This window comes from Cellvibrio sp. (assembly GCF_039207905.1).
Taxonomy (GTDB): Bacteria; Pseudomonadota; Gammaproteobacteria; order Pseudomonadales; family Cellvibrionaceae; genus Cellvibrio.
The window spans coordinates 15,918-32,837 of sequence record NZ_JBCECX010000039.1; the positions used below are offsets into that span (position 1 = coordinate 15,918).

The window sequence follows — 16,920 nt, forward strand, 5'->3', positions numbered from 1 at the left end:
GAATTGATCTGAGGCAATATTTTTCGCCGATGCCGTTGGTATCCGAGCCTTGCTGCCGCTAAAATGGCGCCCGTTTTCAATCTCACTCTTCCGGGCTAATGCCTTCCTTGCCAGCGGTTTCCGCTAAGGAACTCTTGTGAACTTTACCGGCGCGCACATTCTCTCCATCAAACAATTTGAACGTGCTGATATCCAGCGCATTTTCGACGTGGCCGACTCCATGGAACCCTACGCCTTACGCCGCAAGGTGACGCGGGTGTTGGAGGGAGCAATTCTGGGCAATATGTTTTTCGAGCCGAGCACGCGTACACGGGTGAGTTTTGGTTCTGCATTCAACCTGTTGGGCGGCAATGTGCGCGAAACCACCGGTTTTGAAAGCTCATCACTGACCAAAGGTGAATCGCTGTTTGATACGGCGCGAGTGCTGTCCGGTTATAGCGACGTGATCTGTATGCGCCATCCGCAAGCGGGATCGGTGGCTGAGTTCGCCGAAGGTAGCCGGGTACCGGTACTGAATGGCGGCGATGGCGCCAACGAACATCCAACGCAAGCGCTGCTGGATCTGTACACTATCCGCAAAGAGTTGCGCTCCAAAAATCGCACTATTGATGGTTTGCGTATCGCCATGATCGGCGATTTGAAACACGGCCGTACGGTGCACTCGCTATGTAAACTCTTATGTGTGTTCGACAACATCAGCGTTACATTGGTATCACCCAAAGAATTGGCGATGCCGGAATATATCGTTGAAGATCTGCGCAATGCTGGCCACAAAGTGTCAGTGACTGACGATTTGACTGCGAGCATTTCGCACATCGATATCGCTTATTCCACCCGTATCCAGGAGGAGCGTTTTGCGAGCAAAGAAGAGGCGGATCAATATCGCGGTCGCTTCCGATTGAATCAATCTATCTACACCCAATTCTGCGAACCTAACACTGTCATCATGCATCCGCTGCCGCGTGATTCGCGCGCTGACGCCAATGAATTGGATAACGATTTGAATGCAAATCCAAACCTCGCCATCTTCCGTCAAACCGATAACGGTGTGTTAGTGCGTATGGCATTATTCGCGCTGGTGTTGGATGTGGCTGATCAAGTGGATAAATTTTCGCGCGAAGTAAATTGGTACAATTCATTGCGCTCGAATTAATCTGCTGATTTATTGGCAGTAATCGATTAAATAAAAAATCCGCGCAAGCAGTACTTGCGCGGATTTTTTAATTTGTGCGGACGAAAAACAGTTAGTGAATTAACTGGATGATTTTATTCAGCAGCGCAGGGCCACTGAGGGATTTATCAAAACTTCCTCTAATACCGAGTTCTTTTGCTTGTTCCAGTTTACTGTCGTCAGATGATTCGCTCACTTGGGCAAGCGTTATTCCTGCAGTCTTTGGCGTGCGCGCCAGAATTTTGCACAGCTCTGTTCCCACTTCAGTGTTCACAATATTGCTGCCAAGCAAAATCAAATCCGGATGCAAATCAACCGCCAGCTCCAAACATTCTTTGTGCGATTCAGCGGTTAACAAATTGAAATGCGGTTGCAGCAATGCGCTGAAGTGGCGAACCAATTCCTGATTGGAATCTACCAGCAGCAATGTCTTGTGGGTGGCAACTTCATCAACCCAGCTGCGGTTGCGCCCCGCGCGTTTTGCTTTATAGAGTGCGCGGTCGGCGTTCTTAATTAACTCTTCCAAATCGTGTCCAGTGGTGCGCAAACAAGTCGCGCCGCCAATACTGGCGGTAACCAAATTGCTGGAGGGCGATACATCGTGACGCATCTGGATACTTTCAATTGCTTCGCTGATCGCTTGCGCAACGCGCATTGCGCCTTTGGCATCTGTTTCGGGCAAGAGCACAATAAATTCTTCACCACCGTAGCGGCCTAAAATATCCGCGCTGCGGTGCAAGCAACTTTTAATCGCCTGGGTGACTTTCTTTAAACAGGCATCGCCCGCCGGGTGGCCGTAGTGATCGTTGAATAATTTGAAATGATCAACATCGATCATCAGCGCACTGATTGGCTGTTGATGACGCTTGGCGAGCGACCATTGTTGTTGCGCCAGTTCATTAAAGGTGCGGCGGTTGTAAATGTGGGTGAGGCTATCGAGTTGGCTTAATGCTTCCAATTCGGAATTGAGGCGATGAAGTTGATCGCGCATTTCGGCGATGCGCTCCATTGCGCGAATTTTCGCCTTAATGATCATAAAGCTAACAGGCTTGATTAAATAATCATCGCCGCCCGCTTCGATACCTTCGCGATAATTTTCATCTTCATTTAATCCGGTGACGAAAATAATCGGAATCCAGTGACCGGCGAGCCATTCGCGAATCAAACGTGTGGTTTCAAAACCGTTCAGGCCAGGCATCTCCACATCCATAATGATCATATCGACCGGCGTGTTTTCCAGCAGCTGCAATGCTTCTTCACCACTGCGCGCGAGCAAGGGTTCGTGACCCGCGTCAATAATGTAATTGCGCATGGCAAAGCGGAGTGTTGCGCTGTCTTCAACCAGAAGAATTTTCATAGCGTTGGCGTGAATGGCACTTTGATCTATAGGGACAAAACGAGTGTAGCTGCTTTTATTACTTTTGTAGCTTATGACGTGCGGCGCAGTTTAAGCAGCGAAAGTCGATGAGTCGAATATATAGCGGCACAAACGGTGGTTTTTTATCCATATCGGCGGATAAGTCACATTTTGCCAAGGATATTTTTCAGTTTTATGGTTGGTGATCAACGTAAAGCCATTTACCCAGCACCTTTTTGAATTGTGACACTTCGTGGTGCTGTTGCAATTTCCCGTTCTGGCGATAGAGCGCGATGAACTCCACTATGCCCTGGCTGTCACTAGCTTGGCCCTGTTGAGTTGAGAGGATCTGCAACCCCAGCCAGTCGCAGCTTTCGGCCCAGGTGCGAATATCCGCTTGTGATGAGCGCAGGCGCTGTTCAGGGCTCCAGGTTTCCCATAGGTAATCAATCGCGAGCAGCGCGTGGGCACTGTAACGCGAGCGCATTAGTTGCTCGGCGGTGGCGGCCGCAGATTTACCCTCAATGAAGGGCCGGCAGCAGGCGCCCAGTGTTTTTTGCGAGCCGCAGGGGCAGGTGGCATTGGTATCGGATAGCAGCGTTTTTGGTGGCATTTTGTGGCTCTTTTCGGTATTTTGTGCGCCTATTTTCGCTGGGTAGCGCCAATTAGCCAAGCCTCCAGCGCCATCATAGTCGCTAATTCGGTTTTGTAATCTTGTGCCAGACTTAATAGCGACTTATGCCAGACCTAACGTTAGTTGATCTCCGAGTGATGACCTTCCGCTATGAATGAATTTGATGATATCCGTCCTTACCGCGATGACGAAGTGCGCCCGACATTGGATCGCATGTTGGCCGATCCCGAATTGGTCGATGCTGTAACCCGTCTCCGGTTTCCGTCGCTTAACGGTTGGTTGGGATGGTTATTAAAACCAGTGGTGCGCGCCAAGCTGAAGCAGCAACTCTCGGGCATTACTGATGTAAAAGGATTTCAGGACGTTGTTGAGAAATACATGGCGGCGATGATTACCACTCGCGTCAAAGCGCTCACCTCATCAGGTCTGGATAAGCTGGATAAAAACACCGCGTATTTATTTATCAGCAACCACCGCGATATCGCGATGGACCCGGCATTTGTTAACTGGACGTTGTACCACAACGATAGCAACACCTTGCGCATCGCGATTGGTGACAACTTGCTCACCAAGCCTTTCGTTTCGGATTTAATGCGCTTGAACAAAAGTTTTATCGTCAACCGCTCCGCCAAAGCGCCGCGTGAAAAATTAAAAGCAGCTAAATATTTGTCGAGCTATATCTACCACTCCATTTGCAACGAGCACTCCAGTATCTGGATTGCCCAGCGCGAAGGCCGTGCAAAAGACGGCTGCGATAAAACCAATTCTGCAGTGCTGGGAATGATCGCGCTGAATAAACCCAAAACTGAAGAGCTGGCGGATTACATTCGCCAATTGCGCATCGTACCCGTATCGATTTCTTACGAGATTGATCCTTGCGATGCAGCCAAAGCGCGCGAATTATATTTACAGCGCACTGAAGGCAGCTATCAAAAAGAAGAGCATGAAGATGTGAAAAGTATTGCGATGGGCATTGCGGGTCACAAAGGTAATGTGCACTTGGCATTTGGCGATGTACTCGATGGTAACTACGCCGATACTGATGAGTTGGTTGCAGCCTTGGATCATCAAATCCTGAGCAATTATGTATTGCATGCGACTAACTGTTTCGCTTACGAAATTCTGCACGGCAAAGTACCTGCAGTTAACTACGGTGCAAAAAATCAGCCTTACAATCCTGCTGCACTCGCCGCTGAGCGCGCCGAATTTGAAGCGCGTATGAATGCGATCCCGGAAGGCCAGCGTGAAATTGCATTGGGTATCTATGCCAATCCGGTTGTGAGTAAGCTCGCTGAATGCTAACTGATGCGCTCAAAAAACAGATTCAAGGTGCTTACAGCCAATTTTTGGAAAACAAAGGGTTAAAGTCCCGTTACGGCCAAAAATTGATGATTGCCGAAATTGCGAAAACACTCGGCAGCATTGAGCTGGATGATGAAAATCATCGTGAAATTGTTGAGCGCGCTGGTGGTCACATTTGTGTAGTGGAAGCCGGCACTGGTACGGGAAAAACTATCGCGTATTTGCTGCCTGCTATTGTGATGGCAAAAGCGCTGGGCAAAAAGCTGGTGGTGTCCACCGCGACCGTTGCGCTGCAAGAACAAATTGTTAATAAAGACCTGCCTGAATTACATCGTAATAGCGGATTATCTTTTTCGTTTACCCTCGCCAAAGGCCGTGGGCGTTATTTGTGTTTGAGCAAGCTCGATAATGTGATTGCTGAATACGAAAGCGGCACCAATCCAACCCGTGCGCTTTATGAAGATGAATTCCCCAGTGTTTCTGCCCAGGGAATTAAACTTTATCAATCAATGATGGAAGCTCTTGCCGGTAATCGCTGGAATGGTGAGCGCGATACTTGGCCACAAGCACTCGAACAAAACGAGTGGCAAATTATTACCACAGATCATCGCCAGTGCACCGGGCGCCGCTGTTCAAATGTAACGGCCTGCAGCTTTTTTAAAGCGCGCGATTCAATGCATTCAGTCGATTGCATAGTTACCAACCATGATCTGGTGCTTGCTGATTTGGCGCTTGGTGGCGGTGCGATTTTGCCTGCGCCGGAAGATACAATTTATGTGTTCGACGAGGGCCATCACCTGCCGCAAAAAGCGCTTAATCATTTTGCGCATCACAGCCGTATGTTATCGACCAGTAAATGGTTGGATCAGTGCAATAAATCCCTTGGCGCTATGCTCGGTGTTATCAGCGGTGCAGGCAATGTAGATCGCTATGGTGAGCAATTGCCTGCAGCCTTAATCGATTGCAAGCAGCGCCTTGATCAGTTGTATCCTGTATTCGAACAGCTCGCTCAATCCATCGCGTTTGATGATCGCCAATCGCATTACCGTTTTGATAACGGTGTAGTGCCGCAAGATTTAGTTATTTCCTGTGTTGAGCTTTACAAAGGATTTGATCGTCTGAGTGAATTGCTCAAAAAAATGTGCGATGAAATAAACGAGGCGATGGAGGATGCTCATTGCCCGGTTCCGAAAATCGATTTGGAAAACCATTATCCAATTCTTGGCACCTGGCAAGCGCGCTCCGAAGCAAACCGTGATTTGTGGGCAAGTTTTGCAACACCCGATACTCCCTCATCAGTACCAAAAGCGCGCTGGTTAACGCCAGTGGATGCAAGTGGTAATATGGATCTTGAAGTTTGCTCCAGCCCGATACTCGCTTCCAAAACATTGGAATACAGTTTGTGGGAAAAAGCCTGCGGTGCGGTGATCACTTCGGCAACTTTAACGGCGCTGGGCAACTTTCATCGCTTCCAAATGCGTGCGGGCACACCTAACGATTCGCACTATCAAGTTGTACCAAGCCCCTTTAATTTCCAACAGGCAACCTTGGAGATTCCCGCTGCAGCTGTAGAAGCAACTAATGCCGATGCGCACACGCTGGCGATTATTGATGACTTGCCGAATTTGATTGATCCTGATGCGGGCACGCTGGTGTTGTTTTCATCGCGCAAACAAATGCTCGATGTTTTTGAAGATATGCCGCAAGACTTGCGCGATATTATTTTGGTGCAAGGCGATAACTCCAAGCAGGAAATGCTGGTGCAGCATAAAAAGAAAATCGATGACGGGCAGGGCAGTGTGCTGTTTGGTTTGGCGAGCTTTGCGGAAGGTGTGGATTTGCCCGGCAAATATTGCACTCACGTAATTATCGCCAAATTACCTTTTGCTGTGCCGGATGATCCGATTGAAGCCGCTTTGTCGGAATGGATTGAAGCTCGCGGCGGCAATGCCTTTATGGAAATCACTGTGCCTGATGCATCGCTCAAATTAATCCAGGCCTGCGGTCGTTTGTTGCGTACCGAAACGGATAACGGAAAGATCAGTTTGCTGGATCGCCGGATTGTGACGAAGCGTTATGGCAAAGCGATTTTAAATTCATTGCCTCCGTTTACGCACGTCATTCATAAATAAATGTGTTGGGCATCGCTACGCTCAGCACCAACCTACAGGGTGCTATCGTAGGTTGGCGGTGAGCTTGCGAACCCCAACAGAATCTATAAATATTCATTGGTTAACATCATGAACAACATTCAGGTCACTGCTGCTGAAATCCTGATGGATATCGAAAAAGAACTACGCGAGTTGCAGCTGTGGGATGCTGATATGATCTCCGAAGAGGCGCTTGCTAGTGAGCAGCCATTCGCTGTGGATACCATGACATTTCCGCAATGGCTGCAGTTTATTTTTTTGCCGCGCCTGTATTTTATGATCGAACAACAATTGCAGCTGCCCAATAATTGCGGTGTTGCACCTATGGCCGAGCAATATTTTTCTGTGCTTAACCTTAACTCATCACCATTGATCGGTCATTTACGAAGAATAGACAGATTGCTAACAGAGCAATAACAGGCACAAGGAAATCTCCCTGTGCCCGCACATATCTATTTCAATAACTTTCCAAGCTCTTTTAACTCCGCATTGTTTTTAATTTCTTTCGCTACCAATCCTGCCATAGCTTCTGCACCGCGTTGTTGAAAGTGAGTGCCATCAGGCGCTTGGGTGCTACCCGCAACACCATTGGAGTAAAAACTGTTTACCGCTTGATCAACGACTAACCAATAATTTTTCCAATCTTCTCCTTTCAGGTTGTTTGCAAACTGGATGCTAGCGCCTTCCAAGTCAATCAACGGGACTGCATTGGCAGTAGCGGTATTGCGAATGGTTTGGGTGTAATCACCCACAAATAAATAACGGCGCTGCGGGTTTTGGCTAATAAAGTGGCTATGTGCTATTGGTGTTGCTTGCTGGCCTTGAGCATTTTTAATGCGCGCAGTCGGTGTAAACAGGATCGGGATTGCCTTGTGTTGCCGCGTAATTTTTATATACCGCTCCAGCGAATGTTGAAATGATAACTCTTGCTGGTCATCGGGAAATTGCGGTTGTCCTTCAGTATTGTTGGGATAAGTGCAAAGGTTTTTTACATCTGCAGTGCCGCGTAGCTCGCGGATTGAATCGCAGTTTTGGTCATTGTGGCCGTGATTGATAAAAACATAATCACCCGGTTGGATTAGCGATTCCATTTGTGCAAACCAGCGGCCATTATAAAAATCGCGTGAGCTGCGACCTGCACGGGAACCTACAATCACCGCAACACTGCTATCTGCTTTAAATTGCGCAGCAAGTGCCTGGCCCCAACCCATACGTGGAAAGCGCAATTGCTCATACACAGCGGATGTCGAATCGCCCACAATAAAAATACGTTTGTACGCAGTTTTAATTTGCTGTAACTCTTGCTGCGCGCGAGCCAGATCAAAGCTCTCATAGGCCCCATTGGGGAGTAGTCCGGTAATCGGGCGGAAGCTGATATCAGTTAGAGTTGTGTGCCCAGTCTCACCACTGTTGCTGTCGTAATTGCGATTGTGATGGATCAGGGAAAAAATGTTAGTGATCTTATCATTTGCAGCGATTGGATAAGTCGTTGGATCAAAGTTTGCCAGATCGCTAACGCCTGATAATTGCAACGCTTGTGCAAAACCTTTGCGAACCTCACTGCGCGCAGTATCAATTTGGTTGGCGATAGTGGACGGCACTTTTCCGCTGTTAACCCATTGTTGCGGGCCAATATAACCTTGAGCAACGGCGACATCGGATACTATGCGGTCAGTGAGCGGGTTAATATTTCCGATCTGTTGTTTTGAATCGCTAACTTTTTCAATTATTGCTGCCATACAGATAGGACGCAACTTCGCGTTCTGTACACAGTCTTCCGGTTTTCCGTCGGCCACTACAGAAAGGAGTAGGGGAGATTTAATTCCGTCCAATGCTAGTTGATATCTGCCCTCTGCATCTGTGGTCGTCTGTAGCCGCTTGCCATTGGTATCGATCAGTCGAATTTGCGCATTTGCCAATGGTTTCTGCTCGAATGCCAAACCGGTGAGTTGCGCAGAGGGTGAAATATGTTGGCAACTTATCAATGTTGCAGATAGCGTTAGTGCTAATGTTGATACAGCAATAGTAAAAACAGATTGGTTTCTAAAAATATTTTTTCTCATGGTTTTTCCTGATTATCTCTCTCAAACTTTTTAATGATAACAAGCAAAAGGCATTCACTTAGGAGTGGCTATTGCGTTACCCATCCCGCTTTTAAACTCTCCCACATTTCATTAAAGTGCTTTTGTTCATGTTCACTCAGCGCATCAAATTGCGCCTCGTTTAAATTTGTGCGCGCGATAGCTAAATAATTATCTTTGTAAGAAACCAGAGCTTCCTGTGCCTTCTCGATTAAAACAGGTTTTTCTTCTGCTGAAGCTTTATTGATGCTTTCCCCTGCAGCCTCAAGGTAGCGGTTAAATTCCTGCTTTTGCTCCAGCTTGCTGAGCAGGAGTGTTTCACGTTTATCGGCTGGAATAGGTATGTCCGCTTGTACCTGATCGAAGAAGTTATTCATTTGATATTGTTCGTAGGCTGAATCTTTAAGCAGCTCATAGGTTTTCCTGTCTTCTGGTGAGTGCAGCAGGAGTGCAATTTGGCGGTCAATCTCCAACAGGCTATCCTGCTGTTTGCGGATTGCCTCTTCGGTATCAGCTTGCGACGAGTAATAGCCAATGCTACTCGCACCTAATATTTGCTCGCGTTGCAGTAGTAAATCCTGTAGCTCATTACGCGCTTGACCTGCTAATGCAAGTTTTGACATCAGCAGTGCATATTTTTTTTCCAGGGTACGATTCAGGTTTTCTTGCTGGATACTGGCAAACTCATTCATCTTGGTTGATGGTGTAGTGGAATTTGCAGCAGTCGTGTTGTTTATCGCAGGCAAGGCATTTTGCCCAAAACTGATAAAGTCTTGCAGACTGTCAATTTTCTTCTGGTAGGTCGTGCGTTCTTGCAGCAAACGGTTGTCAAAATCAGCTTGTTGCTGGGCCAGTTGTTGCTGCAGCGTCTGGTTGTCCAGATACAGCACGCCATAACGAATGCCAAGCAGGATGAGTGCGGCTGTGAGGAAAATGCTGAGTAGTTTCATCTTTACCTCCGTAAATACGGATCATTATTATGAATTAAGGTAAATATGACCGAGCAGTGCCGAAATGTATCTAACTAATAATTATGGATTGTGCGGTAGCCAATCGCTTATAAGCTGGGATTAGATTACATTTTCCCAGCGGGTTCAAGCTTTGGGAGTGTTAAGAATAACTAAAATTGGGAATTTGGATGACCATTACCTGATGTGGCTTGCTAGTTGATCATGGCTTGATTCGTGGGGGGATGGTAATGACTTGGTAGGTTAATGGGCAAGCTTTATGAAAATTTATCCTTGTAAAACCAGTGAAGGTTGTAAGTTAATAGCATTTGAAATTGATAATATCTATCTCAACAAGGCTGTAATGGCCAATATACTATTTTCAGTTAAGGATGTTACAAATATAAAAAATAGAAAGGCATTTTCAAAGTCAGATGATGCATTAATCTGGTTCGAATATGAAGATGTAAAATTTATTATATGGGAACCTTATGGAGACAGCAGTAGATACTGGATTGGGCCGGAAAATTCAGAAGGATCTGATCGAGACATAACTCCCATTGCTGATGCTTTTAAGAGCTATAAGCCGACGTTATTAAGAAGGGTTATTGGTGATGTCGTAAGTTTAAAATTTAATTCGAATAATAAATAAAATGTATCAGTTAACTAATTTTTACTGGTTTTTTGAATGGAAGAATTTATGAAATTTACAAAAAGGAATAAGCTAATTTTTCTGATTTCAGTAATGTTCGCTTTTGGGGTTATTCACAACATCCTGGATTCTGACAATGATCAGAGCACAGATTTTTTGACATGGCATTTTGTTATGGGGCTGGGTTTCGGTATCTTCACCATAGGGTATGCGTACCTTTTAAAATGTCCCGTTTGTCGAGCGAAACAAGTTTTTCGGGGTGATAGCTTTTTTGATCTCAGGATCCCAACTAAAAAGTGCTATCTGTGTGGTTGCGATATTGATCAACAAAATAGAGGCTCTTGAAAATCAATTTTCAACACTAACTAGTCGTCTTTCCTTAAACAATAATTATCCTGACGATGAAGTTGCTTTAACTACTTTTAATTAAAAATGATGAGAATTGTAAGAATTTTTCATCAGAGTATTTGGAAAATTAAAAATGAGCTTACCCAAGAAAGGAAGTAGAAAAATTATTGTTAATGGATCTGAATTCTTATGGTTCGTTAGAGCAAAACCTACATACTCTCAGGATTGTTTAGGTTCAAATATGACGGCTGCAGTCGAGTTGCTCGATTCAAACGGTTCCATATTGCATATTACGTTCACATTTTCTCGGCCCGACTCAGCTATTAATTTTGTAGTTGGATCTGTAACGCCGAAGTTGATTGAGCTGTGTATTAAAAATGCTATTGATCTAGGTTGGAAGCCTGATGCGAGTGAAGGAGTATTTGAATATTTGCATCAGCCTGTATGAAAAGTCGGTTTTCGTGCAAAAAATGCCACGCATTTGTGCGTGGCTTTTCCTGTTAGGTTACATCTTCTCCATAACCTCAATCCCCAACAAATCCAAACCTTGCTCAAGCGTTCTGGCTACAAGGTGACACAAGCGTAAGCGGCTGTCGCGGATTTCGGGTTCTACGCCTTCTTTTAAAATCGGGCAGGCTTCGTAGAAGGTCATGTAAAGGCTGGCGATTTCGTAGAGGTAGGTGCAGAGCAGGTGTGGCATTGCTTCGCGGGTTACTTGGTCTAACACTTCGCTAAATTGCAGCAATTTGATTGCGAGCGTTTTTTCCTGCTCGGTGCCGATTACTATGGCATTTTGCAGTGATTCAGGCGCGATACCGGCTTTGCGGAAAATACTTTGTACGCGGGTGTAGGCGTATTGCAAATAGGGCGCGGTGTTACCTTCAAAGCTGAGCATGGATTCCCAGCTGAATACGTAATCGTTGGTGCGGGTTTTACAGAGATCAGCGTATTTCACTGAGCCTATGCCAACCTTGCGGCCAATTTCGGCAACTTCATCGCTGGTTAATTCAGAATTCTTTTCGCCTACCAAGGTAGTTGCGCGTTCAACGGCTTCGGTTAGTAGCTCAGCCAATTTAACGGTGCCGCCGGTGCGGGTTTTGAAAGGTTTGCCATCGCTACCCATCATGGTGCCGAACGCCAGGTGCTCAAGGCTTACCGATTCACCAACAAATTTTGCTTTGCGTGAAAGGGTGAATACTTGTTGCATGTGTAGCGATTGACGCGCATCGATGAAATACATAATGCGATTGGCTTTCAATGTGTTAACGCGATAGCGCAGTGCGGCCAGATCGGTTGTGGCATACAAAAATCCGCCGCCTTGTTTTTGGATAATCATCGGCGATGGATTGCCTTCTTTGTCGGCGAGTTCTTGCAGAAATACCACTTGCGCGCCGTCGCTTTCTACCGCGAGGCCTTGATCCTGTAATTCTTTTACGACGGGCGCTAAATCGTTGTTATAAAAACTTTCGCCGCGCACGTCTGTGTCTTTTAATGTGACATTCAGCTGCTGATAAATTTCGGTGCTGTGGTGCAGTGAAATAGTTTTGAATTGCTCCCAGAGTTTGAGCATTTGTGCATCGCCGGATTGCAAACGCACAACGTAGTCGCGCGCTTTATTGGCGAAGGCTTCATCATCGTCAAAATGTTTTTTGGCTTGTTGGTAAAACACTTCCAGATCTTTGAGGGCCATGGCTTCATCGCCTTTAGCTCCCAATTGTTCTTCCAATTCGGCGATCAACATTCCGAATTGTGTACCCCAATCGCCTACGTGGTTTTGGCGAATGACGTTGTGGCCCTGGAATTCCAGCAAGCGCGCGAGTGAATCGCCAATGATGGTGGAGCGCAGGTGGCCGACGTGCATTTCTTTGGCGAGGTTAGGGCCTGAGTAGTCGATCACCACATTTTGCGGTGCAGCAACTTGTTCTACTTGCAAGCGGGCATCGGTTTGCGCTTTGGCTATCTGCTCACCCAGCCATTCGGATTTGAGGTCGATATTGATAAAACCCGGGCCAGCGATTTCTACTTTTTCAGCGATTCCGGCCAGATCCAATGCCGCAACAATTTTGGCGGCCAATTCGCGCGGATTGGTGCCCATGGCTTTGGCGGCGCCCATGGCGCAGTTGGCTTGGTAATCGCCAAAACCGGCTTTTTTACCGGGGGCAATCAGGGCGGGCAGGTCGGCAGGTACGCCCACAGCAGCCATGGCATTGAGGACTTTTTCGTTCAGTAATTCGCGGATATTCATAGGGTTGGGTCAGCTTATTGAATACTTAATATACGGTTTAATATTTCGGCTGCGAATTGTACCCGCGCGGGGTGGGGGATGCCATCTGTTATGGGCTATTGCCGCACCTGTGATGGTGGTCTGCGCAGGGGCGGGCGATTTGTCTATACTCATTCCACTTATGCCTAACAAGGATTCTATAATGATAACCAGCCCTATCCCCCAAGTAGTTGCCCGGCTTGATAACCGGGTTCTTACCCTGAGCATGAACCGTCCCGACCGTAAAAATGCGCTCTCACTGGCGATGTACGCGGCCTTGGCCGATTTGGTCGGCAGTGCGGATGCTGATGCGGAAGTGCGTGTTCTGGTGCTTACCGGAACGGATGAGTTCTTCACCAGCGGCAATGATTTGCTGGACTTTATGAATGAGCCGCAGATCCATGACCAGCACCCGGTGGTGCGTTTTATGAATGCCCTGCGCGGTTGCGCAAAACCGGTGGTTGCGGTGGTGAGTGGCCATGCGGTGGGGATCGGTACTACCTTATTGTTGCATTGTGATTTGGTATATGCCGCCGATGATGCGCGTTTGCAGTTGCCATTTGTTAATTTGGGCCTGTGCCCGGAATATGCGAGTAGTTATTTGGTGCCACGTTTGGTTGGGCAGCAGAAAGCGGCGGAATTGTTTTTATTGGGCGAGCCTTTTTCCGGCGCCGAAGCAGCAAGCCTTGGTCTTGTCACCAAGTCGATGCCGAAAGCAGAATTAGCTGCCTATTCGGCTGCAAAAATTAATCGCCTTGCGCAACAGCCTCCAGCAGCGGTGCGCCGTTCAAAAGCACTTTTACGCGCAGCGACACAATCCGCAGTAGATGCTTCATTGCAAGCTGAATACGCCGGTTTTGCGCAAGGTTTGGCTTCAGAAGAATGCAAAGAATCAGTCACTGCTTTTTTTGAAAAGCGTGCACCGGATTTCTCACGCTTTTAATTTGGAACAATATTATGAGTACACCTTTTAATTTTCAGAATAAGAATGTTCTTGTTGTTGGCGGCACCAGCGGAATTAATCGCGGTATTGCAGAAACTTTTGCCAAAGCAGGCGCACGTGTTGCGGTTGTTAGTCGCGCACAGGAAAAAGTAGACGATACCGTTGCATCGCTTAAAAAATTCGGCGCAGCTGACGCACGCGGATTTGCTGCCGATGTGCGCGAGCCGGAAGCGATTAAAAACGGCATTGCCGATATTGCTGCGGCTTGGGGAAAGTTGGATGTAGTGGTTTCCGGCGCAGCGGGAAATTTCCCGGCGTTTGCGACAGGAATGTCGGCCAACGGATTTCGCTCGGTTATTGAAATTGATTTGCTCGGTACTTTCCATGTAATGCAAGCGGTTTATCCGCATCTGCAAAAACCGGGTGCATCCATTATTAATATTTCTGCCCCACAAGCTGAAATTCCGATGGCAGGGCAGAGCCATGTATGCGCTGCAAAGGCCGGTGTAGATATGATTACTCGCACGTTATGTTTGGAGTGGGGCGCAGAAGGTGTACGCATCAATTCGATTATCCCTGGGCCGATTGATAACACCGAGGGTATGAAACGTTTAGCTCCTACTGAAGGGATGCGTGTAGCCGTGACCAAATCTGTGCCTTTACAACGCATGGGTTCAACTGACGATATCGCCAATGCGTGTTTATTTTTAGGTTCAGATTTTGCGTCCTACATCACTGGTGCAGTCATTCCGGTTGATGGTGGTTGGGCGCAGGGCGGGGCAGCTGTGGTTGGGGCGGGATTGGCTGAAATGTTAAAATCCATGCCAAAACAAAAATAGATATGTAATGCATTTTCCATAGGCAAAATTTCCACAAGCTCACCGGCAGGAATTGCTAACTGTTTCGCAATTCTGTCGGTCGAATCAACTGTAAACCAATTGTGTCTTCACGCTTATCCATGCAAGCTGCGTATCAACAATAATAAAAACCAGATGCAGCGTGTTTAGTTTTTATATTCCAATAATTTATTCAATATTCTATTCCATCACCAACAGTTGTTTTATTCGAATGTGAGCTGGCGACGTACACAGTCATTGCTGTGTTCGCACCGTTCATTTGTGCAACTGCGTTTTTGCAGGTGATTAATTGTTTTATAAATAATTAATCCTCTATCTGCCGTTATTTTCCGTCTACCGTTATTTTTTATCAAAAGGAAATGTTATGAAAAAATCTACGTCAAAAATAATTCGATTGTTCAGGAAGTCCCTCGCCATAGTCTGTAGCTGTATGCTTGCATCATCGGCCTTCGCGTTGTCGCCAATATCATATCCGCTGTGGAAAGTTGAGGGCGGAAAGTTATTAGACCCTAACGGTAATCCATTTGTGTTTCGCGGTGTAACCATAGATCACTCATTGGCACCTGAAAAAACCCTTCAGTCTCTTAAAGACATTGCCGCATTGGGAGCGAATTCGGCACAGATTGAATTTTCAATAAAACCCGTCTGGGTAGCGGGTGAGTTTCCGCGAAAAATCGCATTGGAAATTCGCGACATTATTAAAGCTTGTAAAGATAACAATCTTGTTTGTGTGCTAGAGGCAAATGATGTTGGCGGCTACTCCCAGGCAGCTGGCTCGCTAAATCCCAGTGTTATTGCCTCTTACTGGGGGCTGCCAGATATGCTTGACGTACTGCATGGCTCGCAATCACATATTATTATTGGTTTTAGCAATCAAATATTTGATTCAAATTACACTAGCTCTGATTATGATGTGCGCATGAATACTTATGTGTGGCAGCTAAAGGATGCACTGCCTGCGGGATTCATACTTATGATGGATGGCAACAAGTGGGGGCAGGATACCGATAACGCCATGCTTCAATTTGCACAAAAGAATAAAGCGTCCAACAGTTATCTGACTAGCAACCTTATTTATTCCATCGACATGTTTGATGCCTACACGGACCCGGTAAAGGCTCGCGACTATATCGCTAGCTTTGCTCAAGTGGGGGCGCCATTGGTTGTGGGTGGTTTTGCTCCTAGCACTTATTATCATACGCATAACATTGTGCCTCGCCCAACGGTTGTACTCAACTTACCCGCGCAATCGATAATGCAATATGCTGAGCAATATGGTGCAGGTTATTTTGGTTGGAGCTGGAGTGGAAACCAAAACCCTGCACTTGATGTAGTAAATAACTGGGATATAAATAGTTTAACCCAGTGGGGTAATCTGCTTTTTAACGACGCTAATGGCATCAAGGCAACTGCAAAGATTGCCAGCATTTTTAGCTCCAGTGCTAGCAGTGTTTCAAACAGTAGTTCGAGCAGTAGTTCTTCAACATCAAATTTTCCTCCAATTGCTGCGTTAACCGCATCGGTCAATTATCAGCGTTGTGGAATAGTTGATGGTGTTGCTTCTGCAGAAGGGGCGAGTGATCCAGATGGTGATGTATTAACTTATAACTGGGAGGTTACAAATAATTTTAGTAATAGTTATATTTTTACAGCATCTGGCCCATCGTTGAGGTTTGGTATGGAGGCTGTGCGTATTTACACGGTGAAATTGATCGTAAGTGATGGCAAAGGAGGCATAGCTACCACCAGTACAACGTTAAGTCACTCCTATTCCGATTATTGTGTGAGTTCCAGTTCAAGATCTTCTTCGAGCACACCAATCATTCGTTCTTCCAGTTCTTCAGTGCCTCCAAGTTCAGTTCCATCAAGCTCATCTTCAGTTCGTTCTTCCAGCTCCCAAGCGACTACAGCATCCTGTAGTTATGTAGTGAATAGCCAATGGAATAATGGTTTTACAGCAGTGATTCGTATCAAAAATACGGGTGCGCAGCCGATTAATGGTTGGAATGTAGACTGGCAATATGTTGATGGTTCAAAAGTGACTAATCTTTGGAATGCTTCACTCACGGGCAGCAATCCGTATAACGCTAAAAACCTATCGTGGAATTCCACGATTCAACCAGGACAAACAGTGGAGTTTGGATTCCAGGGCAGCAAGTCGGCGGGTGCGGCTTCAGTACCACTAGTGACCGGAAATATTTGCCAATAAATAATC

The 16,920-nt window shown here is 46.5% G+C and carries 14 protein-coding genes; 9 read left to right on the top strand and 5 right to left on the bottom strand.

What is annotated here, in order from left to right; all coding sequences use genetic code 11:
* The first annotated feature begins 136 nt into the window (after nucleotides 1-136).
* Nucleotides 137-1,153, top strand: coding sequence for an aspartate carbamoyltransferase (locus AAGC78_RS18365; protein ID WP_435785561.1), 1,017 nt, complete (start codon nucleotides 137-139; stop codon nucleotides 1,151-1,153).
* A gap of 91 nt (nucleotides 1,154-1,244) precedes the next feature.
* On the opposite strand, the gene AAGC78_RS18370 is transcribed toward AAGC78_RS18365, so the two are convergent.
* Together AAGC78_RS18370 and AAGC78_RS18375 are read right to left on the bottom strand one after the other, a co-directional pair.
* Nucleotides 1,245-2,528 carry a diguanylate cyclase gene (locus AAGC78_RS18370; protein WP_435785562.1) on the bottom strand — a complete coding sequence of 428 codons (1,284 nt, stop codon included), beginning with the start codon at nucleotides 2,526-2,528 and terminating at the stop codon, nucleotides 1,245-1,247.
* 193 nt (nucleotides 2,529-2,721) lie between these two features.
* Nucleotides 2,722-3,141 carry a YchJ family protein gene (locus AAGC78_RS18375; RefSeq protein WP_435785563.1) on the bottom strand — a complete coding sequence of 140 codons (420 nt, stop codon included), beginning with the start codon at nucleotides 3,139-3,141 and terminating at the stop codon, nucleotides 2,722-2,724.
* Nucleotides 3,142-3,312: 171 nt separating this feature from the next.
* On the opposite strand from AAGC78_RS18375, the gene AAGC78_RS18380 reads away from it, so the two are divergent.
* The 3 genes from AAGC78_RS18380 (at nucleotide 3,313) to AAGC78_RS18390 (ending at nucleotide 7,031) form a co-directional block, all read left to right on the top strand.
* Nucleotides 3,313-4,464: a 1-acyl-sn-glycerol-3-phosphate acyltransferase gene (locus tag AAGC78_RS18380; protein WP_435785564.1), complete on the top strand. Its 1,152-nt coding sequence runs from the start codon at nucleotides 3,313-3,315 to the stop codon at nucleotides 4,462-4,464.
* On the top strand, nucleotides 4,458-6,596 hold the full coding sequence (gene dinG, locus AAGC78_RS18385; protein WP_435785565.1) for an ATP-dependent DNA helicase DinG: 2,139 nt from the start codon (nucleotides 4,458-4,460) through the stop codon (nucleotides 6,594-6,596). The genes AAGC78_RS18380 and dinG overlap by 7 nt, the downstream gene beginning before the upstream one ends.
* A 108-nt stretch (nucleotides 6,597-6,704) precedes the next feature.
* Nucleotides 6,705-7,031 (top strand): YqcC family protein, encoded by a 327-nt coding sequence (locus AAGC78_RS18390; protein ID WP_435785566.1) that lies wholly within the window; start codon nucleotides 6,705-6,707, stop codon nucleotides 7,029-7,031.
* A 35-nt stretch (nucleotides 7,032-7,066) separates the two neighbouring features.
* Here the strand turns inward: AAGC78_RS18390 and AAGC78_RS18395 are convergent, their stop codons facing one another.
* On the bottom strand, nucleotides 7,067-8,677 hold the full coding sequence (locus AAGC78_RS18395; protein ID WP_435785567.1) for an SGNH/GDSL hydrolase family protein: 1,611 nt from the start codon (nucleotides 8,675-8,677) through the stop codon (nucleotides 7,067-7,069).
* Between the two features lie 68 nt (nucleotides 8,678-8,745).
* The gene (locus AAGC78_RS18400) at nucleotides 8,746-9,645 is read right to left on the bottom strand and encodes a hypothetical protein (RefSeq protein WP_435785568.1); all 900 of its coding nucleotides are present in this window, start codon (nucleotides 9,643-9,645) and stop codon (nucleotides 8,746-8,748) included.
* 277 nt (nucleotides 9,646-9,922) lie between these two features.
* Between AAGC78_RS18400 and AAGC78_RS18405 the strand changes: the two genes are divergently transcribed.
* Both AAGC78_RS18405 and AAGC78_RS18410 read left to right on the top strand, forming a co-directional pair.
* Nucleotides 9,923-10,294 (top strand): hypothetical protein, encoded by a 372-nt coding sequence (locus AAGC78_RS18405; protein WP_435785569.1) that lies wholly within the window; start codon nucleotides 9,923-9,925, stop codon nucleotides 10,292-10,294.
* Nucleotides 10,295-10,775: 481 nt separating this feature from the next.
* Nucleotides 10,776-11,090: a hypothetical protein gene (locus AAGC78_RS18410; protein WP_435785570.1), complete on the top strand. Its 315-nt coding sequence runs from the start codon at nucleotides 10,776-10,778 to the stop codon at nucleotides 11,088-11,090.
* Nucleotides 11,091-11,147: 57 nt separating this feature from the next.
* Here AAGC78_RS18410 and argS read toward each other — a convergent pair whose 3' ends face one another.
* Entirely contained in the window at nucleotides 11,148-12,887 is a 1,740-nt protein-coding gene (gene argS, locus AAGC78_RS18415; protein WP_435785571.1) for an arginine--tRNA ligase, read from the bottom strand.
* A 181-nt stretch (nucleotides 12,888-13,068) separates the two neighbouring features.
* On the opposite strand from argS, the gene AAGC78_RS18420 reads away from it, so the two are divergent.
* The 3 genes from AAGC78_RS18420 to AAGC78_RS18430 all read left to right on the top strand — a co-directional run bounded on the left by AAGC78_RS18420 (nucleotide 13,069) and on the right by AAGC78_RS18430 (nucleotide 16,914).
* The gene (locus AAGC78_RS18420; protein ID WP_435785572.1) at nucleotides 13,069-13,848 is read left to right on the top strand and encodes an enoyl-CoA hydratase; all 780 of its coding nucleotides are present in this window, start codon (nucleotides 13,069-13,071) and stop codon (nucleotides 13,846-13,848) included.
* 14 nt (nucleotides 13,849-13,862) lie between these two features.
* The gene (locus tag AAGC78_RS18425) at nucleotides 13,863-14,687 is read left to right on the top strand and encodes an SDR family oxidoreductase (protein WP_435785573.1); all 825 of its coding nucleotides are present in this window, start codon (nucleotides 13,863-13,865) and stop codon (nucleotides 14,685-14,687) included.
* Nucleotides 14,688-15,069: 382 nt separating this feature from the next.
* The gene (locus AAGC78_RS18430; RefSeq protein ID WP_435785574.1) at nucleotides 15,070-16,914 is read left to right on the top strand and encodes a cellulose binding domain-containing protein; all 1,845 of its coding nucleotides are present in this window, start codon (nucleotides 15,070-15,072) and stop codon (nucleotides 16,912-16,914) included.
* Nucleotides 16,915-16,920 lie beyond the last annotated feature (6 nt).

Bases quoted from the DNA above. Each gene is read 5' to 3' on its own strand.
- AAGC78_RS18370 (WP_435785562.1), bottom strand. From the start codon at position 2,528: ATGAAAATTCTTCTGGTTGAAGACAGCGCAACACTCCGCTTTGCCATG.
- AAGC78_RS18375 (WP_435785563.1), bottom strand. From the start codon at position 3,141: ATGCCACCAAAAACGCTGCTATCCGATACCAATGCCACCTGCCCCTGC.
- AAGC78_RS18380 (WP_435785564.1), top strand. From the start codon at position 3,313: ATGAATGAATTTGATGATATCCGTCCTTACCGCGATGACGAAGTGCGC.
- dinG (WP_435785565.1), top strand. From the start codon at position 4,458: ATGCTAACTGATGCGCTCAAAAAACAGATTCAAGGTGCTTACAGCCAA.
- AAGC78_RS18390 (WP_435785566.1), top strand. From the start codon at position 6,705: ATGAACAACATTCAGGTCACTGCTGCTGAAATCCTGATGGATATCGAA.
- AAGC78_RS18395 (WP_435785567.1), bottom strand. From the start codon at position 8,677: ATGAGAAAAAATATTTTTAGAAACCAATCTGTTTTTACTATTGCTGTA.
- AAGC78_RS18400 (WP_435785568.1), bottom strand. From the start codon at position 9,645: ATGAAACTACTCAGCATTTTCCTCACAGCCGCACTCATCCTGCTTGGC.
- AAGC78_RS18405 (WP_435785569.1), top strand. From the start codon at position 9,923: ATGAAAATTTATCCTTGTAAAACCAGTGAAGGTTGTAAGTTAATAGCA.
- AAGC78_RS18410 (WP_435785570.1), top strand. From the start codon at position 10,776: ATGAGCTTACCCAAGAAAGGAAGTAGAAAAATTATTGTTAATGGATCT.
- argS (WP_435785571.1), bottom strand. From the start codon at position 12,887: ATGAATATCCGCGAATTACTGAACGAAAAAGTCCTCAATGCCATGGCT.
- AAGC78_RS18420 (WP_435785572.1), top strand. From the start codon at position 13,069: ATGATAACCAGCCCTATCCCCCAAGTAGTTGCCCGGCTTGATAACCGG.
- AAGC78_RS18425 (WP_435785573.1), top strand. From the start codon at position 13,863: ATGAGTACACCTTTTAATTTTCAGAATAAGAATGTTCTTGTTGTTGGC.
- AAGC78_RS18430 (WP_435785574.1), top strand. From the start codon at position 15,070: ATGAAAAAATCTACGTCAAAAATAATTCGATTGTTCAGGAAGTCCCTC.